The sequence below is a fragment of the Acidovorax sp. GW821-FHT10E03 genome, from assembly GCF_059415205.1.
In genome coordinates this window covers 254,911-277,142 of record NZ_JBWKMU010000009.1, presented here as the reverse complement: position 1 = coordinate 277,142, position 22,232 = coordinate 254,911, and the positions used below count along the sequence as shown (strand labels likewise).

23 protein-coding genes are annotated in these 22,232 nt (G+C 68.2%); 19 read left to right on the top strand and 4 right to left on the bottom strand.

The genetic code is table 11. The annotated features are described in order from the left end of the window. The first annotated feature begins 2 nt into the window (after positions 1–2). Positions 3–719, top strand: a complete 717-nt coding sequence (locus tag AC07OD_RS17915) for an RNA polymerase sigma factor FliA (protein ID WP_494597667.1) — start codon at positions 3–5, stop codon at positions 717–719. Between the two features lie 280 nt (positions 720–999). On the opposite strand, the gene AC07OD_RS17910 is transcribed toward AC07OD_RS17915, so the two are convergent. The 3 genes from AC07OD_RS17910 to flgA all read right to left on the bottom strand — a co-directional run bounded on the left by AC07OD_RS17910 (position 1,000) and on the right by flgA (position 2,628). Then, positions 1,000–1,275: a hypothetical protein gene (locus tag AC07OD_RS17910; RefSeq protein ID WP_255591934.1), complete on the bottom strand. Its 276-nt coding sequence runs from the start codon at positions 1,273–1,275 to the stop codon at positions 1,000–1,002. 147 nt (positions 1,276–1,422) lie between these two features. Beyond that, entirely contained in the window at positions 1,423–1,743 is a 321-nt protein-coding gene (flgM, locus tag AC07OD_RS17905; RefSeq protein ID WP_218341822.1) for a flagellar biosynthesis anti-sigma factor FlgM, read from the bottom strand. 93 nt (positions 1,744–1,836) lie between these two features. Further along, positions 1,837–2,628 carry a flagellar basal body P-ring formation chaperone FlgA gene (flgA, locus tag AC07OD_RS17900; protein WP_218296954.1) on the bottom strand — a complete coding sequence of 264 codons (792 nt, stop codon included), beginning with the start codon at positions 2,626–2,628 and terminating at the stop codon, positions 1,837–1,839. Between the two features lie 213 nt (positions 2,629–2,841). On the opposite strand from flgA, the gene flgB reads away from it, so the two are divergent. The 12 genes from flgB to AC07OD_RS17840 all read left to right on the top strand — a co-directional run bounded on the left by flgB (position 2,842) and on the right by AC07OD_RS17840 (position 15,421). Continuing rightward, positions 2,842–3,300 carry a flagellar basal body rod protein FlgB gene (gene flgB, locus AC07OD_RS17895; protein ID WP_218296953.1) on the top strand — a complete coding sequence of 153 codons (459 nt, stop codon included), beginning with the start codon at positions 2,842–2,844 and terminating at the stop codon, positions 3,298–3,300. Positions 3,301–3,337: 37 nt separating this feature from the next. Next, positions 3,338–3,742 (top strand): flagellar basal body rod protein FlgC, encoded by a 405-nt coding sequence (gene flgC / locus AC07OD_RS17890; RefSeq protein ID WP_218296952.1) that lies wholly within the window; start codon positions 3,338–3,340, stop codon positions 3,740–3,742. Positions 3,743–3,760: 18 nt separating this feature from the next. Then, entirely contained in the window at positions 3,761–4,414 is a 654-nt protein-coding gene (locus AC07OD_RS17885) for a flagellar hook assembly protein FlgD (RefSeq protein WP_494597666.1), read from the top strand. A 42-nt stretch (positions 4,415–4,456) separates the two neighbouring features. Beyond that, complete coding sequence (gene flgE / locus AC07OD_RS17880; protein ID WP_218296950.1) at positions 4,457–5,737, top strand: flagellar hook protein FlgE; 1,281 nt, start codon at positions 4,457–4,459, stop codon at positions 5,735–5,737. A gap of 179 nt (positions 5,738–5,916) precedes the next feature. Beyond that, the gene (gene flgF, locus AC07OD_RS17875) at positions 5,917–6,657 is read left to right on the top strand and encodes a flagellar basal-body rod protein FlgF (protein WP_218296949.1); all 741 of its coding nucleotides are present in this window, start codon (positions 5,917–5,919) and stop codon (positions 6,655–6,657) included. Positions 6,658–6,702: 45 nt separating this feature from the next. Next, on the top strand, positions 6,703–7,485 hold the full coding sequence (gene flgG / locus AC07OD_RS17870) for a flagellar basal-body rod protein FlgG (RefSeq protein ID WP_218296948.1): 783 nt from the start codon (positions 6,703–6,705) through the stop codon (positions 7,483–7,485). A gap of 20 nt (positions 7,486–7,505) precedes the next feature. After that, complete coding sequence (locus AC07OD_RS17865; protein ID WP_369643501.1) at positions 7,506–8,198, top strand: flagellar basal body L-ring protein FlgH; 693 nt, start codon at positions 7,506–7,508, stop codon at positions 8,196–8,198. 443 nt (positions 8,199–8,641) lie between these two features. Beyond that, complete coding sequence (locus AC07OD_RS17860) at positions 8,642–9,784, top strand: flagellar basal body P-ring protein FlgI (RefSeq protein ID WP_218341819.1); 1,143 nt, start codon at positions 8,642–8,644, stop codon at positions 9,782–9,784. A 140-nt stretch (positions 9,785–9,924) separates the two neighbouring features. Next, positions 9,925–10,845, top strand: coding sequence for a flagellar assembly peptidoglycan hydrolase FlgJ (flgJ, locus tag AC07OD_RS17855; RefSeq protein WP_218296945.1), 921 nt, complete (start codon positions 9,925–9,927; stop codon positions 10,843–10,845). A 20-nt stretch (positions 10,846–10,865) separates the two neighbouring features. Then, entirely contained in the window at positions 10,866–12,842 is a 1,977-nt protein-coding gene (flgK, locus tag AC07OD_RS17850; protein WP_218296944.1) for a flagellar hook-associated protein FlgK, read from the top strand. A 26-nt stretch (positions 12,843–12,868) separates the two neighbouring features. Further along, entirely contained in the window at positions 12,869–14,122 is a 1,254-nt protein-coding gene (flgL, locus tag AC07OD_RS17845; protein ID WP_494597665.1) for a flagellar hook-associated protein FlgL, read from the top strand. 69 nt (positions 14,123–14,191) lie between these two features. Then, complete coding sequence (locus AC07OD_RS17840; RefSeq protein ID WP_494597664.1) at positions 14,192–15,421, top strand: HDOD domain-containing protein; 1,230 nt, start codon at positions 14,192–14,194, stop codon at positions 15,419–15,421. Between the two features lie 219 nt (positions 15,422–15,640). Here AC07OD_RS17840 and AC07OD_RS17835 read toward each other — a convergent pair whose 3' ends face one another. Further along, positions 15,641–17,128 carry an aminotransferase-like domain-containing protein gene (locus AC07OD_RS17835; RefSeq protein WP_494597663.1) on the bottom strand — a complete coding sequence of 496 codons (1,488 nt, stop codon included), beginning with the start codon at positions 17,126–17,128 and terminating at the stop codon, positions 15,641–15,643. Between the two features lie 147 nt (positions 17,129–17,275). On the opposite strand from AC07OD_RS17835, the gene AC07OD_RS17830 reads away from it, so the two are divergent. The 6 genes from AC07OD_RS17830 (at position 17,276) to AC07OD_RS17805 (ending at position 22,095) form a co-directional block, all read left to right on the top strand. After that, positions 17,276–17,890, top strand: coding sequence for a LysE family translocator (locus AC07OD_RS17830; RefSeq protein ID WP_369643505.1), 615 nt, complete (start codon positions 17,276–17,278; stop codon positions 17,888–17,890). After that, the gene (locus tag AC07OD_RS17825; RefSeq protein ID WP_218341816.1) at positions 17,887–18,801 is read left to right on the top strand and encodes a DMT family transporter; all 915 of its coding nucleotides are present in this window, start codon (positions 17,887–17,889) and stop codon (positions 18,799–18,801) included. Before AC07OD_RS17830 ends, AC07OD_RS17825 begins: the two co-directional genes overlap by 4 nt. Before the next feature lie 81 nt (positions 18,802–18,882). Beyond that, on the top strand, positions 18,883–19,212 hold the full coding sequence (locus AC07OD_RS17820) for a DHCW motif cupin fold protein (protein WP_218341815.1): 330 nt from the start codon (positions 18,883–18,885) through the stop codon (positions 19,210–19,212). 88 nt (positions 19,213–19,300) lie between these two features. Next, positions 19,301–20,503 (top strand): aminotransferase-like domain-containing protein, encoded by a 1,203-nt coding sequence (locus AC07OD_RS17815; RefSeq protein WP_218296937.1) that lies wholly within the window; start codon positions 19,301–19,303, stop codon positions 20,501–20,503. Positions 20,504–20,596: 93 nt separating this feature from the next. Continuing rightward, on the top strand, positions 20,597–21,223 hold the full coding sequence (locus AC07OD_RS17810; protein ID WP_492254010.1) for a glutathione S-transferase: 627 nt from the start codon (positions 20,597–20,599) through the stop codon (positions 21,221–21,223). A gap of 8 nt (positions 21,224–21,231) precedes the next feature. Then, positions 21,232–22,095: a PhzF family phenazine biosynthesis protein gene (locus AC07OD_RS17805; protein WP_218341813.1), complete on the top strand. Its 864-nt coding sequence runs from the start codon at positions 21,232–21,234 to the stop codon at positions 22,093–22,095. Positions 22,096–22,232: the final 137 nt, after the last annotated feature.

The following is a 22,232-nucleotide window of genomic DNA, read 5'->3' as shown; positions in this document are numbered from 1 at the left end:
TGATGTACACCGCCAAAGGCCAGCTCGATCGTGATGCGCTGATCCGCCAGCACGTCCCGCTGGTGCGAAGGATTGCGCACCACATGATCGCCAAGCTGCCGCCCAACGTGGAGCTGGACGATTTGATCCAGGTCGGCATGATGGGCCTGGCGGAAGCACTCTCGCGCTACGAAGCCGCCCAGGGCGTGCAGTTCGAGACCTTCGCGACCCAGCGCATCCGCGGCGCCATGCTCGACGAGTTGCGCGAGGGCGACTGGATGTCCCGCAGCTCGCGCAAGAGCCAGAAAGACATCGAGCACGCCGTGCAACGGCAGGAGCAGAAACTCGGCCGCAGCCCGCTCGAATCCGAGATCGCCAGCGAAATGGGCATGAACCTGGCGGACTACCAGAACCTGCTGGGCAAGGTGCGGGGCACACAACTCGTGTATCTGGAAGACATGACACACGGCAACGAGGACGACGACGGTTTCCTGGACCGCCATGTTGCCGACGGCGATGCCGACCCCATGGAATTGCTGCGCGACCAGCGGCTCAAGATGTCCCTGGTCAACGCCATCAAGAGCCTGCCCGAGCGCGAGCAGCACATCATGGGCATGTACTACGAGCACGACATGAATCTCAAGGAGATCGCGGCCGTGCTGGGGGTTACCGAGTCACGGGTGTGCCAGCTGCACAGCCAGTCCATCGCCCGCTTGCGTGCCAAGATGCGGGCGCATTAGGGCTCCCTGAGGCCATGGCTCCCCCTGAGTCGCCTGCGGCGCCTTCCCCCTGAAGGGGACGCCCCCCCTGGACTGGCGAAGCCAGATCCCCGGTGGCACTGGTTGGGTTGCGACCGTTTCGACGGCCATTGCGCAAGGCCGAACTCCGGCGTACTGACCCCGGTTCGCTATCGATGGGATAGCTGCTTGCGCTTGACTTGCGTTGGATCAAGCCGGTTTGGCCATTCAAATGCAGGTAGCTCAAGCGCTGGCAGCTATCTTTTTTGAGTTGCGACTCGACTCAGCCCGCCGACTTGTAGATCCGTGCCACGCCGGGCTTGCCGGGCTGGGCGCCGCGGCCGTCGCCATAGGTAGCGGGGGAACCGGCCTGGGGCAGCAGGCTGGCAACCTGGCGGTCGGCGTTGGCGGACAGGCGGGCGAGGCCCTCGCGGTGATTGGCGAGCATGTCGCCGATGGCATCCACCCTCTTTTGCAACTGCGCGGGCAAAGGCAGGCCCCGGGCCGCCGCCTGCTCCAGGACGCGCGCGAACTGGGCCGCAGCATCCCGCAGGGCCATGCTGTTTTTCTCAAGGGATGGGGGATCTGCCGCAAGAAGGGCGGCGGAGACTTTTTCGATCAGCTGTTCAACAGCCGAGAGGGATTCTTCCAGCGACATGGCCCATTGTGCGCTGGATGGCATCTGACTGCCAAGCGAGCTGTGGGATCAGCCGCGGGAGCGGGAGAGGATTTCCTGGGCGTTGGTGAGCATCTTGTCGGCAATGGCCTCGGCATCCACCGAGAACGTGCCTTTTTCGATGGCCGTGCGCACGGCCTTGACCTTGCCGGCATCGAAATCGCCCGTGGAACGGGCCGTCTGGTCCAGTGCGCGGGCTGCGGTGGACACCGTGACGGGCACACCGGCGGTTGACACGGCCGCTGCGTCCTTGGCGGCTCCTTCAGCAGCGCTGGCAGGACTTTTGGCCTGCTTGGCAGGCCCCGTCTGCGCCAAGGCGCCCGGGAGTTCCGGTTTTTGACCAATCTTCATCGCTCTCTCCACCACCCCGCTTGATGTGGGGCACAGTAGCAATGTTTTCGACCCTTTTGGCCCGGACTTTAGCCATTTATCGCCACAGCGTCATCAAAGAGCCACGACCACTGTCCCAGTCTCATTCACAGTTCCACTGACAACGCGGCCATTATCCATGCGGATGCGAACAATCTGCCCCGCTGCCCCTGCCGACATTGCCTGGCCGGCCGATGTCACGGCATAGCCCGGCCCCTGCGCGACCACCTTGACCTGGGCCCCTGCCCGGAAAAGATGCGGGGCCCGCACCATGGTCTGGCGCAAAGTCTGCCCGGCAACCAGCTGGCGGGCGGCCACCTGCCCGACCCACAGCTCCGGATTGGCCATGACGGCCGCCGACTCCTCGGCCCAGTCCACCTCGGCCTGCGTCGCATCGTTGGCCGTGAGGATGGCGCCAGGAGCCACGGGGTTGATCAGCACCCAGGCGGGGCCAAAGGCCTTGACGGTCACCGGAAGATACACGTTCCATGCGGTCTGCCCCTCCACGCAGCGCAGTCCTAGGCGCGTACGCCCCCACAGCCGCGCGCCGGCCGGCAGATAGGGCTCAACCCGCGCACACGGCGCCAGCCGCAGCCTGGAATCCAGTGAGCCAACGCTCACTTCCATCCGCAAGGGGAGCCCCGCAGGCTGGTTGCGCGACATCGCATCGTCCAGCCAGCGCTGGGTCAGCGGCCCCAGGTCGGCCGCGGGATCGGCGGCGGCCTGCGCGAACGCGGCGCCGCTGCCGCCGGCCACAGCGGCCGCCAGCGCCACGCCCGCCAGGGCGCGGTGCGCGGCCACCTGCCCGCGCAAGGACACAGCCTGCGCGCAGGCTCGGACGAAACGGGAAGAAAAGATCGATGGCATGGGGCCTCCTGGGCGTCGCGCGTCTTCCCGCGCAGGGCGGCAAAGACTATTTCACGACTGGAACTATAGGCAGCCGGGCACAGCGCAAAACCCGAAACTGCGCGCCCATTTCCTCGTTCTTCGCGCTTTAGAAAAAAGCCACGGTTTCCATAATCAAGCCACGCCGGAAAGCCCCCTGCCCGGCGCCATTGCAACCCAGGGTGTGAGGCAACCATGCTTGACAAGATGACCAACCGGCTGGACTTTCACGGCAACGCGCTGACGCTGCGTGCCGAGCGCCAGCGCGCCATCGCCAGCAACATCGCCAACGCCGACACCCCGGGCTACGTGGCACGCGATTTCAGCTTTGGCGACGCGATGCGCGAAGCCACGGGGTCCGGATCGGGCGTAACCCGCCTCGCCACCGCAGGCTCCGTGGGCACCACGGGCAACCTGGGGGCCAAGGGCGCCACAGACCCCCGCCACATTCCACTGCCCGCGGCCAGCACGGGCACTGGCGCCCCCGGCGCGCTGGGCTATTCCGTGCAGGCGCAGCCGAGCCTGGACAACAACACGGTGGACCTGGACCGCGAGCGCGCGAACTTTGTCGACAACGCGGTGCGCTACGAAGCCACGCTGCGCTTCATCAACGGCAACGCCAAAACCATGCTCAGCGCGATCCAGGGCCAGTAAAGCCCACCGCATTGCAGCGCAGAAAGCGAGTCACCCCATGTCCATGTTCTCCATCTTCAGCGTGTCGGGCAGCGCCGTCAGCGCGCAGTCGCAGCGGCTCAACGTGGTGGCCAGCAATCTGGCCAACGTGGATGCGGTGGCCGGCCCCGACGGCCAGGCGTACAAGGCGCGCCAGGTGGTGTTCCAGACCGCGCCGATGGGCGCCGACAGCTCGGCCGGCGTGCGGGTGAGCGCCATCAGCGAAAGCAACACCCCCGGACGCCGCGTGCATGACCCCGCCCACCCCTCGGCCGACGAGCAGGGCTACGTGACGCACTCCAACGTCAACGCCGTGGAGGAAATGGTCAACATGATTTCCGCCTCCCGTTCGTACCAGAACAACGTCGAGGTCATGAACACGGCCAAGTCGCTGCTTCTCAAGACCCTGCAGATGGGCCAGTAATTTCCGGGAGACCCCACCATGATCCTCAGCGCCACCAACGCCCCTTCCTTGACGGATGCGACCGGCACGAAAGCCAACGCCGCCACCGACCCCGCCGCCGCGCAGGACCGGTTCTTGAAGCTGCTCGTCGCGCAACTGAACAACCAGGACCCGATGAACCCGCTGGACAACGCGCAGATGACCTCGCAGATCGCGCAGATCAACACGGTGACCGGCATCCAGCAGCTCAACCAGACCATGCAGAGCATGTCCGAGCAGTTCAACTCGCTGCAGGTGATGCAGGGCACGGCGCTGATCGGCCGCAACGTGATGACCGAAGGCTCGAGCGTCGCCGTGGCCGACAAGGTCGGCAAGGGCGGCTTCGAGCTGCCCTCGGCCGCCACGAACGTGAAGATCGAGGTCACCACCGCGGGCGGCCAGGTGGTGGACACCATCGACCTGGGCGCCAAGGCCGCGGGCCGCCACACGTTCGAGTGGGACGCCAGCAAATACACCGGCGCCACCGATGCGCTGCAGTTCCGCGTCAGCGCCGTCAACGGCTCGGCCAAGCTGTCGAGCACGCCGCTGTCCCTGTCCAAGGTCACCGCCGCGGGCGCCGAGGACGGCCAGCTCAAGCTGACGCTCGCGAACGGCAAGACCATCAGCTACAGCCAGATCAAGGCCCTGGTCTAACGCCGGCCCAAACCCTTTCTTCGCCTCTATCAGGAGAACACCATGAGTTTTCAGCAAGGCCTCTCGGGCTTGAATGCCGCCAGCAAGAACCTCGACGTCATCGGACACAACATTGCCAACTCCAACACCGTCGGGTTCAAGGCCTCGCGGGCGGAATTCGCTGAAATGGTCGCTTCCGCCATCGGCTCGGCCGGCGGCACCAACGCGGGCATCGGCGTCGAAGTCGGCGCCGTCTCGCAGCAGTTCACCCAGGGCAACCTCACGATCACGGGCAACAGCCTGGACGTGGCCATCAACGGCAATGGCTTCTTCACGCTGACCCTGCCCGACGGCACGCCCGCCTACACCCGCTCCGGCAACTTCAAGCTGGACAAGGAGGGCAACATGATCACGAACGACAACGCGAACGTGATGGGCTACCCCGTGGACCCCGTGACCGGCCTGCGCTCGGGCACCGACCCCATCCCCATGGTCTTCCCCACCTCCGAGCCGATCCCGGCCAAGCAGACGACGAAGATCACCGCGGCCTTCAACCTGCCCGCCACCGCCACCGACGCGGCCGGCGACCCCGCCGCCACGCCACCCATCCCGGCCACGCCGCGCGCCACCTATGGCACCTCCATCAACGTGTTCGACAGCCAGGGCGTGGCCAAGCCGGTGAGCCTGTACTTCCAGAAGACCGCGACGGACAACACCTGGGACGTGTACGACGCGCTCGACGATCCCACGGCCACCCCGCCCGTGGTGGCCACCCCCATCGGCCAGATCACGTTCGACAACAACGGCGTCATCACCGGCCCCACCGCCACGCCACCCGCCACGGGCTTTTCGCTGCCGCTCACCGTCAATCCGACGCCGCCCAACCCGAACAACCTGCCCACGTTCACCGTTGACGTGAGCCTGGACAAGGTCTCCCAGAGCGGCAGCAAGTTCGCGGTCTCGAACCTGAGCCAGGACGGCTACACGACGGGCGAGCTCACCGGCATCAACATCGAGAACAACGGGATGATCATGACCCGTTACTCCAACGGCGTGACCCGCGCGGAAGGGCAGCTCGCGCTGTCGAGCTTCCGCAACACGCAGGGCCTGGCCTCTGTGGGCGGCAACAACTGGGTGGCCACCTTTGAATCCGGCCAGCCCGTGGTGGGCACCGCGACGGACGGCAACTTCGGCGCCCTGCGCTCGGGCGCCCTGGAAGACTCCAACGTCGATCTCACGGCCGAACTCGTGAACATGATGACCGCGCAGCGTGCCTACCAGGCCAACGCCCAGACGATCAAGACGCAAGACCAGGTGATGTCCACCCTGGTGAACCTGAGATGAAACACCCCCTGAGTCGCTTCGCGCCTTCCCCCTCTCTCGGCGCGCTGTGCGCTCCGGAAGGGGGACGCAGCCAGCGCGGCGGGGCGGCCCTTGCGCGGCTGCCCGCGCCTGGGCCGCGCCGGTTGCACACGCTGCGCACGGCACGCAGCACTGCAGGGTACTGAAAGGAGCATCGCACCATGGACCGCATCATCTACACCTCGATGACGGGCGCGAACGCCGCCGCCCACCGGCAGGCCGTGCTGTCCAACAACCTCGCCAACGCATCCACCCAGGGGTTTCGCGCGGAGCTTTCCACCTTCCGCTCGGTGCCGCTGCAGGGCGACGGCTCCAAGACCCGCGTGTTCGCGCTCGAAGCCACCTCCGGCCATGTGAACACGCCCGGGCCCGTGCAGCGCACCGGCCGCAATCTCGATGCCATGGCCGCGGGCAACGCCTGGTTTGCCGTGCAGGGCCTGGACGGCACCGAGGCCTACACCCGCGCGGGCACCTTCGAGCTGTCGGCCACGGGCCAGCTGCTCACGCCCACCGGGCTGCCGGTGCTCTCCGATGGCGGAGCGCCCATTGACGTCCCGCCGGGCGCCGAGGTCACGCTGGGCTCGGACGGCACGGTCACCGCCAAGGCCGCGGGCCAGCCCGCGCAGGCCATCGGCCGGCTCAAGCTCGCCACGCCCACGCTGGAAGACCCGCTCAAGCGCGGCGATGACGGCCTGTTTCGCACCACGTCCGGCGATCCCATCGCGAACGATGCCAACGCCCGCATGCTCGCGGGGGCCGTCGAAGGCTCCAACGTGAACCCGGTCGAGAGCATGGTCGGGATGATCGCCGCATCGCGCCAGTTCGAGCAGCAGATGCGCCTGCTGCAGACCGCCGAGACCAATGACAAGACCGCCAGCCAGCTGCTGGGCATGAACGGTTGACGCGGCACCACCCACGCCCGCATCGCCCAAGGAAGGAAGCACACCATGATCAACTCCCTCTGGATCGCCAAGACCGGCATGTCTGCCCAGCAGACCCAGCTTGACGTCATCTCGCACAACCTGGCCAACGTCTCCACCACCGGCTACAAGCGCAACAACGCGGTGTTCGAGGACCTGATCTACCAGAACCTGCGCCAGGTGGGCGCCAACACCACCGAACAGAACCAGCTGCCCACCGGCCTGCACCTGGGCCTGGGCGTGCGCACGGTGGCCACCAGCCGCAACTTCGTGCAGGGCAGCCTGCAGGAGTCCAAGAACAACCTGGACGTGGCCATCAACGGCAACGGCTTCTTTGAAGTGACCATGCCGGACGGCACCCTGGGCTACACGCGCGATGGCTCGTTCCAGGTGGATGCGCAGGGCCGCCTCGTCACCTCCAGCGGCCTGCCCGTGGCCAACGGCATCACCGTGCCCCCCAACGCCACGAGCGTGAGCATCAGCGCCGACGGCGTGGTGTCCGCCACGGTGCAGGGCAACACCCAGCCCCAGCCGCTGGGGAACCTGGCCATGTCGGCCTTCGTGAACCCGGCTGGCCTGGAGCCCATCGGGCAGAACCTGTTCAAGGAATCGGCCGCCTCCGGCCAGCCGCAGCAGGGCACGCCGGGCACCAACGGGCTGGGCATTCTCAAGCAGGGCTTCCTGGAAGCCTCGAACGTCAACGTGGTGGAAGAGCTGGTCACCATGATCCAGACCCAGCGCGCCTACGAAATGAATTCCAAGGCCATCCAGACCTCTGACCAGATGCTGGCCAAGCTCAGCCAGCTGTGACGACGACAGGACCTTTCGCCATGCTGCACTCCACACGCCTCCCAGCCCTGGCCGCCGCCGCCGCGGGCGCCCTGCTGCTCACGGGCTGCGCCACCATGTCGCCGCCCCCGCCGGTGGACATCCTTCCCACCACGCCCCCTCCGCTGGCCGCCGCCCCGCGCACGCCGCCACCGGTCACGGGCGGCCTGTTCCACCAGGCCAGCTACCGCCCCGCCTTCGAAGACCGCCGCGCGCGCATGGTGGGCGACAACGTGACGGTCATGATCGTCGAGAACGTGACGGCCAGCCAGAAATCCTCCTCCACGGTGGACCGCACCTCCGAGGCCTCGGCCGGCATCACCAACCTGCCCTTCGTGAAGAAATCGCTGGCCGACCGCACCACGCTGGGCGCGGCCTCGGAAAACACCTTCTCCGGCAAGGGCGGCACCGAAAGCGCCAATACCTTCACGGGGTCGATCACCACCACGGTGGTGGACGTGCTGCCCAACGGCCACCTGGTCGTGACGGGCGAGAAGCAGATCGGCGTCAACCAGAACGTGGACGTGCTGCGCTTCTCGGGCACCATCGATCCGCGCGCGCTGCAGCCGGGCAGCATCGTCAACTCGACCCAGGTAGCCAACGTGCGGGTGGAATCCCGTGGCCGTGGCGCGCAGGGCGAGGCCCAGGCCATGGGCTGGATGGGGCGGTTCTTCAATACCATCACGCCGTTCTAGAGGTTCTGGAGTTTCACCCCCTGAGGCGCTGCGCGCCTTCCCCCTCTCTCTACGCGCTGCGCGCTACGGGAGGGGGACGCCGCCAGCGCGGCGGGGCGGCCCTTGCGCGGCGGCCCTCGCCTGGGGCGCGCCAGTTTTTACGTGGAGCGGGTTCGGGATGCGCCCGGGCTCCAATATCGGGAGACATGGAGACTTTGTACGTTTGGGCGCTGTAGTGTTCCCACACCATAATTGCTACACAATTTATAGCTACCAGCACTGTCTCATCAAGCGGCAGAGGCTGTTTTTAATCATATTTCCTCCTATAGCGCGGCACCGGCGCCTGCCTGGTTTTCCGCGCACCACTGGCCGTTCCCCACCCGCCCGGGAACGCACGCAATAAGCCGGTGAACCCGCTTCTTTTTGGGTTTTAGTTCCTGGCGGGGCCGCCCACAATGGATGCCATGAAAGCCTTGTCCCATTCCCTCCTGCCACGCTCCGCGCGCGCGCTGTGGCTGCTGCTGGCCCTCGTGGCCGCCTGCCTGGCCATGCCCGTGCACGCGTTGCGCATCAAGGAAGTGGCGGCGGTGCAGGGCGTGCGCACCAACCAGCTCACGGGCTACGGCCTGGTGGTGGGCCTGGACGGGACGGGCGACCAGACCACGCAGATGCCCTACACCACGCAGGCCATGTCCAACTACCTGCAGCAGATGGGCATCAGCCTGCCACCCGGCTCGGCCAATCAGCTGCAGCTCAAGAACGTGGCGGCGGTGATCGTCACGGCGCAGTTGCCCGCGTTCGCCCAGCCCGGCCAGATGATCGACATCAACGTCTCTTCCATGGGCAACGCCAAGTCGCTCAAGGGCGGCACGCTGATCGTCACGCCGCTGCGCGGCGCCGATGGCGAGATCTATGCACTCGCCCAGGGCAACGTGGTGGTCGGCGGCGCGGGTGCCTCGGCCGGCGGCAGCAAGGTCCAGATCAACCACCTGAGCGCGGGCCGCATTCCCCAGGGCGCGCAGGTCGAGCGCGCCGTGCCCACGCCGCTCAACGAGGGCGACACCATCAACCTCGGGCTCAACGCCTCCGACTTCCAGACCGCGCGGCGCGTGGCGCAGGCCATCAACACCAAGCTGGGCAGCGGCCTGGCCACGGCGCTTGACGGCCGCACGGTACAGGTGCGCGCGCCGCTCGACCCCGGCGCCCGCGTGGGCTTCATCGCCGACCTGGAAGAGCTGGCGCTGGAGTCGTCCACGCCCTCGGCCAAGGTCGTCATCAATGCGCGCACCGGCTCGGTGGTGCTCAACCAGGCGGTCACGCTGGGCCCCTGCGCCATCGCGCACGGCAACCTGTCGATCACCATCAGCTCCACGCCCATCATCAGCCAGCCTGCCCCTCTCTCGCAAGGGCAGACCGTGGTGGCGCAGCAAAGCGACATCCGCATCAACCAGGAGCCGGGCAACATCATCCAGATGCCGCCCTCGCCCCAGCTCGCGGACGTGGTGAAGGCGCTCAACACGCTGGGCGCCACGCCGCAGGACCTGCTGGCCATCCTGCAGGCCATCAAGGCTGCCGGCGCGCTCAACGCCGAGCTGGAAGTGATCTAAATGCTCCCCCTGAGTCGCTTCGCGCCTTCCCCCAAAGGGGGACGCACCTGGTGGCCTGGCGAAGCCAGTTCCACGGGTGCACTGGCCTGGGCAGCGCCCAATTCACTGTCTGTGGGTAGCCCAGCGCAGGAGTCTTGACCATGGCCCTCACACTCCCTTCGTCCAGCACCACCAGCACATCCAATGCGCTGGCGGTGGACATCCGCTCGCTCAATTCCCTCAAGTACGACGCGGGCACGGCCAGCAGCGCCCAGACCACGCGCGAGGTGGCCAAGCAGTTCGAGTCGCTGTTCATGCGCGAGCTGATCAAGAGCATGCGCGACGCCACGATGAAATCCGGCCTCATGGAGGGAGAGCAGGCCAACCTGGGGCAGGACATGCTCGACCAGCAACTGTCCGTGAGCATGTCCGGCATGCAGGGCGGGCTGTCCGAGGCGATCGCCCGCCAGCTGTCGCGCCAGATGGGGGGCGCCGACGCCAACTTCTCCGTGCCCTCCACCCTGAGCCTGCAGCAGCAGGCGCTGCCCCGCGCCGCCGCGCCGGCCACGGCAGCCCCCGCGGAGGCCACCCTGCAGGCCCCCAAGGGCCGCGAGGGTTTCGTGCAGCACCTCTCGGGCACCGCCGAGCGCGTGGCCCAGGACAGCGGCATTCCCGCCAGCTTCATGCTGGGCCAGGCCGGCCATGAAACCGGCTGGGGCAAGAGCGAGATCCGGAACAAGGACGGCTCCAACTCGTTCAACCTGTTCGGCATCAAGGCCGGCAAGGGCTGGACCGGCAAGGTGGCCGAGATCACCACCACCGAGTACATCAACGGCAAGCCCCAGAAGGTGACGGCCAAATTCCGCGCCTACGACTCGTACGAGGATTCGTTCCGGGACTACGCCCGCCTGATCACGGACAACCCCCGCTACGAAAAGGCGCAGGCCACCGCCAAGAGCGGCTCCGCCGTGGCCTATGCGGCCGAACTGCAAAAGGCGGGCTACGCCACCGACCCCGAATACGCCCGAAAGCTCAGCGGCGCCATCAACAGCGCATTGCGCGTACAGCGCGCCCAGGCGTGATGAGAAAGCCGAGGTAAGCCATGAGTCTTCTCAACGTCGGCGCCCGCGCCCTGCTGGCCAACCAGGTGGCCCTGCAGACGGCGGGCCACAACATCGCCAACGTCAATACGCCTGGCTATTCGCGCCAGACGGTGGTGCTGCAGACCGTGCAGGGCCAGTTCACCGGCGGCGGCTACATCGGCCAGGGCGTGGACGTGCAGACCATCCTGCGCAACCAGAGCGAGCTGCTCACGCGCCAGTCGGCCACGGCGGGCTCGGTGCAGTCGTCCGACATCGTGCGGGCCGAGCGCCTGCGCCAGTTGCAGGAGGTCTTCAGCGGCGGCACGGCGGGCCTGGGTGCCGCCATCAACGACATGATGAATGCGTTCTCGGACGTGGTGAGCGCCCCCACCGACATCACGGCGCGCACCGTGGTGCTCACGCGCATGGACGAAACGGCCTCGCGCATGCGCTCGGCCGCCGACCGCATCAACGAGATCCAGTACACCGTCACCGAACAGCTGCAGAGCAGCGTGACGGCCGTCAACAGCCTGGCCCAGCAGATGGCCAGCGTGAACGAGCAGATCGCGCGCGCCAAGGGCAACGGCCAGACGCCCAACGACCTGCTGGACCAGCGCGACCAGATCATCCGCGACATCAACCAGTACGTGCAGACCACGCAGATCCCGGCCGACGACGGCACCGTGGGCCTGTTCGTGGCGGGCAGCCAGCCCCTGGTGCTGGGCACCACGGCGACCAGCCTGTCGGTCGGGGATGCGACGGCCTTTCCCGGCAGCGGTCAGCTCAAGCTGTTCTTCAACCGGCCCGGCGCACCGGCCGTGGAAATGGACGAGAACGTGCTGGGCGGCGGGTCGATGTCCGGCCTGCTGCGCTTCAACAACAACGACCTGAGCGAAGGCCGCAACCTGCTGGGCCGCATGGCGATGGCCATCGGCATGACCATGAACGACCAGCACAACCTGGGCCTCACGCTCGACGGCGCGCTGGGCAAGGACCTGTTCGCGGTACCCACCAGCATGCCGGGCCACACCAACGGCGCAGGCGTGGGCACGGTGTCCTTCACCGGCCCCACGCAGTTCGCGGCGTCGGACTACGAGATCCGCTTCACCACCGGCACGGCCGGGCAGGTGGTGCGGCTGTCGGACGGCAAGTCCACCCCCTTCACCGACGCGGCCAACCTCGCCACGCTGCAGATCGACGGCCTGAACTTCAACCTGACCACGCCCGGCAACCCCGGCGAGCGCATGCTGTTCAAGCCGTTCAGCACGGCGGCGGCCAACATCCAGTCCCTGGTGTACTCGCCACGCGACCTGGCGGTGGCCAATCCGGTCAACGCGGCCATGGGCACGTCCAACGGCGGAACGCTGCAGCTGTCGGGGCTCAAGGCCACGGGCCTGCCCAACCCGCCGGGGCTGGTGCTGCCGGCCAATGCGAACCCGGCCGCGGTGCCGCCGATCCTGGGCGGGGTGCAGCTGCGCTTCACCGCCGGCCCGCCGACCACCTACGACGTGCTGGACCGCGGCACGGCGCCCCCCACGACGATCGCCGCCGCACAGCCCTACACGCCCGGCGCGGCCATCTCCATCAACGGCTGGGAGATCAAGCTGCAGGGCTCGCCGAACACCGGCGACACGGTCGTCATCGGCAACGCCGCCGACCCCCAGTACGGCGACACGTTCACCCGCAACTCGGGCAACGCCAGCGCCCTCATGGGCCTGCGCGACGTGAAGATGTTCGACGACTCCACGCTCAGCGACGGCTACGCGGGCGCCATCGCCCAGGTGGGCACCCGCACGCAGAGCGCGCTGTTCGCCGCCGAGCTGTCCACCACCATCGCGTCCAACCTGGAGCGGGACCGCACCGCGATCTCGGGGGTGAATCTGGACGAAGAGGCCGCAAGGCTGATCCAATACCAGCAGGCCTACCAGGCATCTTCCAAGATGATCCAGATCGCGCAAAACATCTTTGACTCGCTGCTGCAGGGCCTGGGCCGCTGAATGCGGACAGGAGTTAGGAGTTCGACATGAGCAATAGCATCTACCGCCTTGGCACCGCCAACATGTATGACAACGCCCTGCGCAATCTGGGCACGCGGCAGACCAGCCTGTCGAACCTGCAGGAAAACCTGACCTCGGGCAAGCGCGTGGTGCGGGCGAGCGACGACCCGGTGTCGGCCGCGCAGGCCGAGCGCGCCATCAACCGCCTGGCCCGCATCCAGACCGAGCAGCGCGCGCTGGAAACCCAGCGCAACGCCATCGCGCAGGCCGAATCGGCCCTGGGCGATGCCGTGAATCTGGTACAGAACTTCCGCGAACTGGTGGTGAGCGCCGGCAATGCCGCCCTCACCCCCAACGAGCGCACCACCATCGCCAACCAGCTGCAGGGCCTGCGCGAACAGCTGGTGGAAGTGGCCAACCGCAAGGACACCAACGGCATTCCGCTGCTGGGCGCGCTGGGCAGCGCGCTCGCGCCGTTCCTCGGCCCGCTGAGCAGCTCGCCGGACTACAGCTTCGACGGGCTGCCCGGGCAGGCGGCCAGCTCCGGCGTGACCATTCCCGGCGCGCTGGACGGCGAAGCCGCCTTCATGTTCGACCCGCAGCGCGACGGCGTCTACACCGCCGGCATCAGCGCCATTCCCACCGGGCGCATCCTCAACACCACGGCCGTCACGCCCGTGGACCCGAGCCTGGTGACCGGCGACAACTACACCATCACGTTCAGCGCCGTCGGCCCCGGAGCCACGCCCGGCACCACGACCGCCACCTACACCCTCACCAACACCACCACCGGCGCCGTCTCCCCCGCCGTGGTGGTGCCCGACTTTCCATCGGACAAGCCGGTGACCATTGCCGTCACTGGCATTCCGGGGCTGACCTTCGACATCAAGGGCAATCCGGCCAACGGGGACACCATCACCCTGCAGCCCAGCCCCAGCATGTTCAGCACCATGGACAGCGCGATCAACGGCATCCGCAACGCACCCAACAGCAATGCGGCGGCGCAGGCCGTGGGGCAGGCGCTGGGCAACATGGACATCGGCCTGGAGCGCATGCACAACATGCGCGGCTATGCGGGTGAATTGCTCAACCGCGCGGACCGCATCACGGGCGACCAGGAAAAGCGCTCCATCCAGCTCGAAAGCGACCGCTCACGCGCCGAGGATCTCGATATGATCCAGGGAATTTCGGACTTCCAGAACCAGCAGGTGGGCTATGAGGCTGCGCTCAAGTCCTATGCCCAGGTCCAGAAGCTGTCTCTGTTCAACTTCATTAGCTAGGACCTGCTCACGCGGTGGAGGGGATGCCCCCACCCGGGAACAGGCCCCCGTACATTTGCCTGAGAGCACATGGTCCAATCTGTCCTTGGCAGCCTGATTCTGGGCTATCGCCCCTTGTGGAGCCGCGCCCGCAAACTCGCCGGCATCCAGCTCTACGTGCACAGCGAGGCAACGGCCCTGGTCGATGCCGCCCATCTGCTGCGCACGCTGCAGGAGCTCTGGTCGGCCAGTTCCCCGCCGATCCTGCTGTCGCCCCAGAGCCGCCAGCTGCTGTGCGACATGCTCGAGCACGCGCCGCGCGGCACCCCGTGGATCGAGGTGCGGGGCGGCTGGCTGGCCGATTCCGCCATCTACACGCGCGTCAGGTCCGCGCACCAGCGGGGCCTCAAGCTGGTGTGGCGGGGTGAACTGGGCAAGCTGCCAGAACCCGACATAGCCCAGTGCTTCGACAACAGCCTGCTCACCCTGCGCCCCGAAGACGCCGTGGCGGCGCTGCAGGCCGCGCCCGCCCGTCCCGGCGCGCCCGCGCAGCCGCTGCGCGCCGCCAGCCCGGTGCTGGCCGGGCAGATGTACGAAAACGTCGCCAGCCGCGCGCTCATGGAGCATTGCCTGGATCAGAACAACGCGCTGGCGCTGGCCGGCTGGCCGTCGGAGGACGTGCTCTACAGCCTGCGCCACCACCCCCAGCAACCCTCGCACGCGGTGATCTTCAAGCTTATGAAGGCCATCGACGACGAGCAATCGCTCGAGATCTTCGAGGCCATCATGGGCGAGGACCCGCTGCTGGCCTACCGCTTCATGGTGTACACCAACTCGGCCGCGCTCGGCCTGCGCACCGGCATCGACTCGCTGCGCCGGGGCCTGGTGATGATGGGCTACGGCTCCATCAAGCGCTGGCTGTCCGACCAGCTGCCCCACGCGAGCACGGACCCCAACATGCACCCGGTGCGCGAGGCCATGGTGATGCGCGCCCGCCTGACCGCGCAGTTGCTGGACGCGGGCGTGGAAAACGATTTGCGCCGCGAGATCTACCTGTGCGGCCTGCTCTCGCAGATCGACGAGCTGCTGGGCGAATCCCTGGGCACGATCTTGCGGCGCCTGCCCCTGTCCGAGCGCATCTACGATGCCACGGTGCTGCGCACCGGCCCCTACACCGAAGGCCTGCAGATGGCCTGCGCGCTGGAGACGGACGACGCCAGCGCCATCCGCCAGCTGTGCGAGACCTATGAGCTCGACCTGGAAGAGGTCAACCGCGCCCTGCTGCGCGTGCTGTCAGACCTGGTGGTCGACAGGAAGTAAACCTCCCACGGAAGCCCCCTGAGCCGCTGCGCGTCTTCCCCCCCAGGGGGCGCCACCCGTGGCCCGGCAAAGCCGGCTCCACGGTGGCGCTGGCGGGGCCGCGCACTGTGCGCAACGGCCAGCCGGGGTGAAGGTGCGCGGGGGTCGCAGAGGCCGCTGATGGCGCGATGAAGACGCGTCCAGTGGGAGCGACCCCGGTTTGGAGCCAAGGGTATCTGCCTACCGCCCTTGCTCATCGCGCACGCGCGCGAAAGTCTTCCAGAACGCCGCCTCCTGCGTGGTGGCGAAGTTGATGCGCATGAGGGTGCTGGGCTTGCGCTCGGCGTGGAACAGCGCCCCGGGCGCCAGCAGATAGCCCTCGTCCAGCATGCGCTGCGCCAGCGCGTCGGTGTCCACGCCCGTCTCCACCCAGCCGAACAGTCCCACGGGCTCGGCCGCGAAGGTGCAGCCGGCCCCGAGCGCCAGCTTCACACTGCGCGCGCGTGCCGCGTCGAGCCGCGTGCGGATGCGCTCGGCGTGGCGGCGCAGCTGGCCCTGCTCGATGCACAGCGCCAGCGCCTTCTCCAGCAGCGCGGGCGTGGTGAGGGTCGCGAGCAGCTTGGTGTCCAGCAGCTGCTCGATCAACGAGGGGGGCGCTGCGAGGAAGCCGATACGCCAGTTGGGAGCGAGGATCTTGGCGAAGCCGCTCACGTAGATGGTGCGCTGCAGCCCGTCCAGCGCCGTGAGCCGCGTGGCATGCTCGGGCGCGATGTGGCTGTAGGTGTCATCCTCCACCACGTGGAAGTTGTACTGGTTGGCCAGCTGCAGGATGCGGTGGGCGCTGCCGGGCGACAGGCAGTAGCCCGTGGGGTTGTGGAACACGCTCACGCTCACGTAGAGCTTGGGCTGGTGCACCTCGCAGTACTTCGCCATGACCTCCAGGTCGGGCCCGTCGGCGCGGCGCGGCACCGGCAGGATGTGCATGCCCAGGGCGGCCAGGCGCGCGAACTCCACGGCCCAGCCCGGCTCCTCCACCATCACCGGGTCGCCCGGGCGCAGCAGCGTGCGGCTCACGATGTCGAGCGCGTGCGTGGCGCCCACGGTGGTGATGATGTTCTCGGGCGCCGCGTGCACGCTGAGCGTGGCCAGCTTCTTGGACAGCACCCGCCGCAGCCCCGTGTCGCCCAGCGGCTCGCCGTATTGCAGCGAGAAGTCCTGCAGCGCGCGCGTGTTGGTCACCTTGCGCACGGCGGCTGGCATGAAGGTGGACTCCAGCCAGTCGGGCGGAAACACGCCCATGCCGGGCTGTGGCTTGTCGCTCACCTTGTGGAACATGCCGCGGATGAGCGCCGTGGCATTGACGGGCGGCGCCCCGCGCGCCGCGCCGCGCCCAGCGCCCCGGGCCGCGAACCAGTGCGCCGTGCTCCAGTTGCCCATGCCGCGCTCGACCTCTTGCGCGGCCGCGTCGTCCTCCGGCGCCCGCTCCAGCAGCGCGGTGGCCATCTCCCGCACGAAGAAACCCCGGTTCTTGCGCGCCTCCACCAGGCCCTGCGCCAGCAGCTGGTCATAGGCGGCCACCACGGTGGAGGGGCTCACGCCGTGCTGCTGCGCGCACTGCCGCACCGACGGCAGGCGCGCGCCCGGCGCCAGCAGCCGGTTGCGGATGCGCTCGCCAAAACGCGCCGACAGCTGCTCGGTCAGCGACTGTGTGGAGGTTTTCATCAGCATGGCGGTGTCCTTGTGTACTGTTATCGCGGCCAATACAGATCACGAACTGCGCTGCTGAACTGTATTGGTTGTGTACTGGGCTGGAAGATTACATTGAAGCCTCAGCGTTGACAAGTTCCCCCACTGAGCCCCGCCTATCCCCGCACCATGAGCGCCCCCGAACTGACTGCCCTGCTGCTGTTCTGCACCGCGATGAGTTTCTCGCCGGGGCCCAACACCACCTTGTCCACCGCGCTGGCCGCCAACCTGGGCCTGCGGCGCGCCCTGCGCTTTTGCCTGGCGGTTCCGGCGGGCTGGACGCTGCTGATGCTCGGCAGCGGCCTGGGCCTGGGCGCGCTGATCACGGGCGTGCCGGCCCTGCGCTGGGCGGTGACCCTGCTGGGCGTGGCCTACATGCTCTGGCTGGCCTGGAAGCTCAGCCGCGCAGGCCAGCTGGCCGAAGTGGACAGCACCCGCCTCTCCGTGACCTTCTGGCAGGGCGTGGGCCTGCAGTTCGTGAACATCAAGGCCTGGATGCTGGCGCTCACGCTCAGCGCGGGCTGGGTGGTGAATGCGGCCGGGCAGCCGGCGGCCAACCCCGGCGAGCGCCTGGCGATCATCTGCGCCGTGATGATGGTGTTCGCGTTCACGAGCAATTTCGTCTATGCGCTGGTCGGCTCGCTGCTGCGCCAGTGGCTGGCGCAGGGCAGCCGCCTGCTCTGGTTCAACCGCGCGCTGGCCCTGGTGCTGGTGGCCACGGCCGTGTGGATGCTCACCCTATGAACCGCGCACAGGAACGCGAAGCGCTGGTCTGGGGCCTGGTGGGCGTCACCTTGTTTGCCGCCACACTGCCGATGACCCGCCTGGCGGTGGGCCCCGTGGACGCCCCCCAGCTTTCGCCCTGGTTCGTCACCTTCGGCCGCGCGGCGGTGGCCGGGCTCCTGTCCGTGGCCTACCTGGCGTGGCAGCACGGCCGCGGGCGGCTCAACGTGCCGCGCCGCGCGGAGTGGCCGCTGCTCGCCATCACGGCCTTTGGCGTGATCGTGGGGTTTCCGCTCTTCCTCGCGCTGGCGCTGCGCCATGTGCCCAGCACCCACGGCGCGGTGGTCACGGCGCTGCTGCCCCTGTCCACCGCCGTGCTCGGCGCGCTGTGGTTCCGCCAGCGGCCCTCCGCGGGGTTCTGGGCGTGCGCGGTACTGGGCAGCGGCCTGGTGCTGGGCTTCATGGTGTGGCGTGCAGGGGGGCTGTACCTGGGCGCGGCCAACATCTATCTCCTCATTGCAATGACCACGGGCGCTTTCGGCTACATCGGCGGGGCACGGCTCACGCCGCGCCTGGGCGCCGAGCAGGTGATCTGCTGGGTGCTCGTGTGCAGCCTTCCGCTGACCATCCCGGTGGCCTGGTGGTTCGCGCCCGCCGTGCCCTCTTCCATCGGCGGCATGAGCTGGCTGGGCTTCGTCTACGTGGCCCTGTTCTCGATGTGGATCGGCTTTTTTGCCTGGTACCGGGCCCTCGCGCTGGGTGCCGTGCGCGTGAGCCAGCTGCAGCTTATCCAGCCCTTCCTGAGCCTGCTCTTCGCCGTGCCGCTGCTGGGCGAGCGCCTGGACGCGGCCACCCTGGGCTTCGGCCTGGCGGTGATCGCCACGGTGTTCATGGGCAAGAGGATGCCCGTCCGGCAAGGAGCCCCCGCATGAAGGCGGGCCCTGTGCAGCGCCTGCGCCCCCGGGGCGCGGCCGAGATCAACGCCATGGCTTCTCTGAAGGACTGAGGAGAAAATGCAGCTACACGACATCCCGTTTGCCACCACCGACTGGTCTGGCATTCCCCGCGAGGAAAAAAGCGCGCAGGCCGGCCAGGCCTTCTGGCGCACGCAGCAGTTTGGCGATGTGCGCGTGCGCATGGTGGAGTACACGCCAGGGTATGTGTCGGACCACTGGTGTGTCAAAGGCCACGTGCTGCTGTGCCTGAGCGGAGAATTGCACACCGAGCTGGCCGACGGCCGCCAGTTCACCCTGGCGCCGGGCATGAGCTACCAGGTGGCCGACAATGCGGAACCCCATCGATCCACGTCGCCACAGGGCGCCACCCTGTTCATCGTGGACTGACGCAGTGCCCGGCCCGGCGCGCCGCATCCGATTTTTTGGCGACTTTGCAACAGGGGCGGTCCTTGGGGACTGCCCGCAGGAGACGAGAGTGAAACTGAACGACCTTCCACAGACCAGCACCTGGACCCTGGCGCGCCGCGCCGAGCGCATGAACCCTTCGGTCATCCGCGAAATCCTCAAGGTCACCGAAAAGCCCGGCATCATCAGCCTGGCCGGCGGACTGCCCTCGCCCAGGACCTTCCCGGTCTCGGCCTTTGCCGAAGCCTCCGCCGCCGTGCTGGCCAACGACGGCCCGGCCGCGCTGCAGTACGCCGCCAGCGAAGGCTTCGCCCCGCTGCGCCAGGCCATCGCCGACTTCCTGCCCTGGGACGTGGACGCCGACCAGGTGCTGATCACCACCGGCTCGCAGCAGGCGCTGGACCTGATCGCCAAGGTGCTGATCGACACGGACAGCCGCGTGCTGGTGGAAACACCCACCTACCTGGGCGCGCTGCAGGCCTTCACGCCCATGGAGCCCGCCGTGGTGTCCGTGGCCAGCGACGATGAAGGCGTTCTGATTGACGACCTGAAGGCCAAGGTGGGCACGGGCGCCGGCAAGGCGCGCTTCCTGTACGTGCTGCCCAACTTCCAGAACCCGACGGGCCGCACCATGAGCGAAGCCCGCCGCGCCGCCCTGGTGCAGGCCGCCGCCGAACTGAACCTGCCGCTGGTGGAGGACAACCCCTACGGCGACCTGTGGTTCGACACGCCGCCACCCGCACCGCTCACGGCGCGCAACCCCGAGGGCTGCATCTACATGGGCTCGTTCTCCAAGGTGCTGGCCCCCGGCCTGCGCCTGGGTTTCGTCGTGGCGCCCAAGGCCGTGTACCCCAAGCTGCTGCAGGCCAAGCAGGCGGCCGACCTGCACACGCCCGGCTACAACCAGCGCCTGGTGGCCGAGGTGATGAAGGGCAACTTCCTGGACCGCCACGTGCCCACCATCCGCGCGCTGTACAAGCAGCAGTGCGAGGCCATGCTGGCCGCGCTCGACAAGGAGATGCAGGGCCTGTCCGTGCAATGGAACCGCCCCGACGGCGGCATGTTCCTGTGGGTGCGCCTGCCCGAGGGCATGAGCGCCATCGAGCTGCTGCCCAAGGCGGTGGAGCGCAATGTGGCCTTCGTGCCCGGCGCGGCCTTCTATGCCGACAACGCCGACCCGCGCACGCTGCGCCTGTCATTCGTCACGTCCACGGTGGAGCAGATCGCCACGGGCATCGCCGCGCTGGCCGCCGCGATCCGCGATAGCAAGTGAACACCCCCTGTGGCGCAGCGCGGCCACCTCGCCTGGGCCGCGCCCGCTTCCTGCGTCACGGGCCGCGCAACGCACCATGAAAGTTGATTCAACATGCTGAGGCTCTGGGGACGGCTCTCGTCCATCAACGTGCGCAAGGTGGTGTGGGCGGCGCAGGAGCTGGGCATCACGCTGCAGCGCACCGATGCGGGGGGGCAGTTCGGCATCGTGCGCGAGGCCCGCTACCTCGGGCTCAACCCCAACGGCCTCGTCCCATTGATCGAGGATGACGACACGGGCGCCGTGCTGTGGGAGTCCAACCCCATCGTGCGCTACCTGTGTGCCCGGCATTCCATGGGCGAGCTGTACCCCGATGCGTTGCGCGAGCGCTTCGTGGCCGAGCAGTGGATGGACTGGCAGCAGACCACGCTGAACCCGGCCGGGCGCGATGCCTTCATCCAGTGGATACGCACGCCGGCCGCGCAGCGCAGCGATGCGCTGATTGCCGCGTCGGTGGCGGCCACCGAGCCCCTGCTGGCGATGCTGGATGCGCACCTGGCACGCCAGCCCTTCATGGCGGGAGACCGGTTCACCATGGCCGACATTCCCGTGGGCTGCGAGATCCACCGCTGGTGGGGCCTGCCGCAGGACCGCATCGCGCGGCCGCACCTGGAGCGGTGGTACAACACGGTCAGCACCCGCCCCGGCGCTCGGGGCGTGTTGGACCAGCCTCTCTCCTGAACCTCACCATGCACCAGCGCCCCTTCAAGCAGATCGACGTCTTCAGCGACCGGCCCGGCTACGGCAACCCGGTCGCGGTGGTGCTGGATGCCGACGGCCTGGACGACAGCGACATGCGCCGCTTCGCGGCCTGGACCAACCTGTCGGAAACCACCTTCCTGCTGCCCCCCACCGAGGCCGGGCGCGCTGCGGGCGCCGACTACCGCCTGCGCATCTTCAGCCCCAATGGCGAGCTGCCCTTTGCCGGACACCCCACGCTGGGTACCTGCCACGCCTGGCTGCAGGCGGGCAACACGCCGCGCCAGAGCGGCCTGGCGATCCAGGAGTGCGCGCTGGGCCTGGTGCGCATCGCGCAGGCAAAGGACACACTGGCCTTTGCCGCACCGCCCCTCCAGCGCAGCGCGCCCAGCCCCGCGCTGGTGCCGCTGATCGCCAGCGCGCTCGGCGTGCGCCCCCAGCAGATCCAGGGCGCGCAGCTGCTGGACAACGGCCCCGTGTGGCTGGGCCTGCTGCTCGACAGCGCGGACACCGTGCTGGGCCTCAAGCCCGACCATGCGCGCCTGAAGGACCTGGGCCAGGACGTGGGCGTGATCCATGTGGGCCCCGCCGCCAGCGACACCAGCCGGCCCGGCGTGGTGGTGCGCGCGTTTGCCGCGCCCATGGGCAACCCGGAAGACCCGGTCACCGGCACCCTCAATGCCAGCCTCGCCGAATGGCTGATCGCCGACGGCTTGGCCCCGCGCAGCTACCTGGTGGCCCAGGGCGAGTGCCTGGGCCGTGCGGGCCGCGTGCACATCCGCCAGGACGACGACCACCAGCTCTGGGTGGGCGGGCGCGCCGTCACCTGCATTGAAGGCACGGTGCTGCTATGACCTCGCCCAAGACCCCACGCCCCAGCGGCTGAACCCCGACCCCGTGGGCTCCCCCCGGCGCCCACCGAACACAGCTGAAAAACACCGAGCCACGTCCCCGGTCAGCCCCCGGCGTGCCCTCCCCCGATCGATCCGCC

Coding starts and splice junctions, on each gene's coding strand:
- AC07OD_RS17840 (WP_494597664.1), top strand. CDS start 14,192: ATGGTCCAATCTGTCCTTGGCAGCCTGATTCTGGGCTATCGCCCCTTG.
- flgG (WP_218296948.1), top strand. CDS start 6,703: ATGATCAACTCCCTCTGGATCGCCAAGACCGGCATGTCTGCCCAGCAG.
- flgB (WP_218296953.1), top strand. CDS start 2,842: ATGCTTGACAAGATGACCAACCGGCTGGACTTTCACGGCAACGCGCTG.
- flgF (WP_218296949.1), top strand. CDS start 5,917: ATGGACCGCATCATCTACACCTCGATGACGGGCGCGAACGCCGCCGCC.
- AC07OD_RS17885 (WP_494597666.1), top strand. CDS start 3,761: ATGATCCTCAGCGCCACCAACGCCCCTTCCTTGACGGATGCGACCGGC.
- AC07OD_RS17865 (WP_369643501.1), top strand. CDS start 7,506: ATGCTGCACTCCACACGCCTCCCAGCCCTGGCCGCCGCCGCCGCGGGC.
- AC07OD_RS17810 (WP_492254010.1), top strand. CDS start 20,597: ATGCTGAGGCTCTGGGGACGGCTCTCGTCCATCAACGTGCGCAAGGTG.
- AC07OD_RS17910 (WP_255591934.1), bottom strand. CDS start 1,275: ATGGCCCTGCGGGATGCTGCGGCCCAGTTCGCGCGCGTCCTGGAGCAG.
- AC07OD_RS17830 (WP_369643505.1), top strand. CDS start 17,276: ATGAGCGCCCCCGAACTGACTGCCCTGCTGCTGTTCTGCACCGCGATG.
- flgJ (WP_218296945.1), top strand. CDS start 9,925: ATGGCCCTCACACTCCCTTCGTCCAGCACCACCAGCACATCCAATGCG.
- AC07OD_RS17915 (WP_494597667.1), top strand. CDS start 3: ATGTACACCGCCAAAGGCCAGCTCGATCGTGATGCGCTGATCCGCCAG.
- AC07OD_RS17860 (WP_218341819.1), top strand. CDS start 8,642: ATGAAAGCCTTGTCCCATTCCCTCCTGCCACGCTCCGCGCGCGCGCTG.
- flgK (WP_218296944.1), top strand. CDS start 10,866: ATGAGTCTTCTCAACGTCGGCGCCCGCGCCCTGCTGGCCAACCAGGTG.
- flgM (WP_218341822.1), bottom strand. CDS start 1,743: ATGAAGATTGGTCAAAAACCGGAACTCCCGGGCGCCTTGGCGCAGACG.
- flgE (WP_218296950.1), top strand. CDS start 4,457: ATGAGTTTTCAGCAAGGCCTCTCGGGCTTGAATGCCGCCAGCAAGAAC.
- AC07OD_RS17820 (WP_218341815.1), top strand. CDS start 18,883: ATGCAGCTACACGACATCCCGTTTGCCACCACCGACTGGTCTGGCATT.
- AC07OD_RS17825 (WP_218341816.1), top strand. CDS start 17,887: ATGAACCGCGCACAGGAACGCGAAGCGCTGGTCTGGGGCCTGGTGGGC.
- flgC (WP_218296952.1), top strand. CDS start 3,338: ATGTCCATGTTCTCCATCTTCAGCGTGTCGGGCAGCGCCGTCAGCGCG.
- flgA (WP_218296954.1), bottom strand. CDS start 2,628: ATGCCATCGATCTTTTCTTCCCGTTTCGTCCGAGCCTGCGCGCAGGCT.
- AC07OD_RS17805 (WP_218341813.1), top strand. CDS start 21,232: ATGCACCAGCGCCCCTTCAAGCAGATCGACGTCTTCAGCGACCGGCCC.
- AC07OD_RS17835 (WP_494597663.1), bottom strand. CDS start 17,128: ATGCTGATGAAAACCTCCACACAGTCGCTGACCGAGCAGCTGTCGGCG.
- flgL (WP_494597665.1), top strand. CDS start 12,869: ATGAGCAATAGCATCTACCGCCTTGGCACCGCCAACATGTATGACAAC.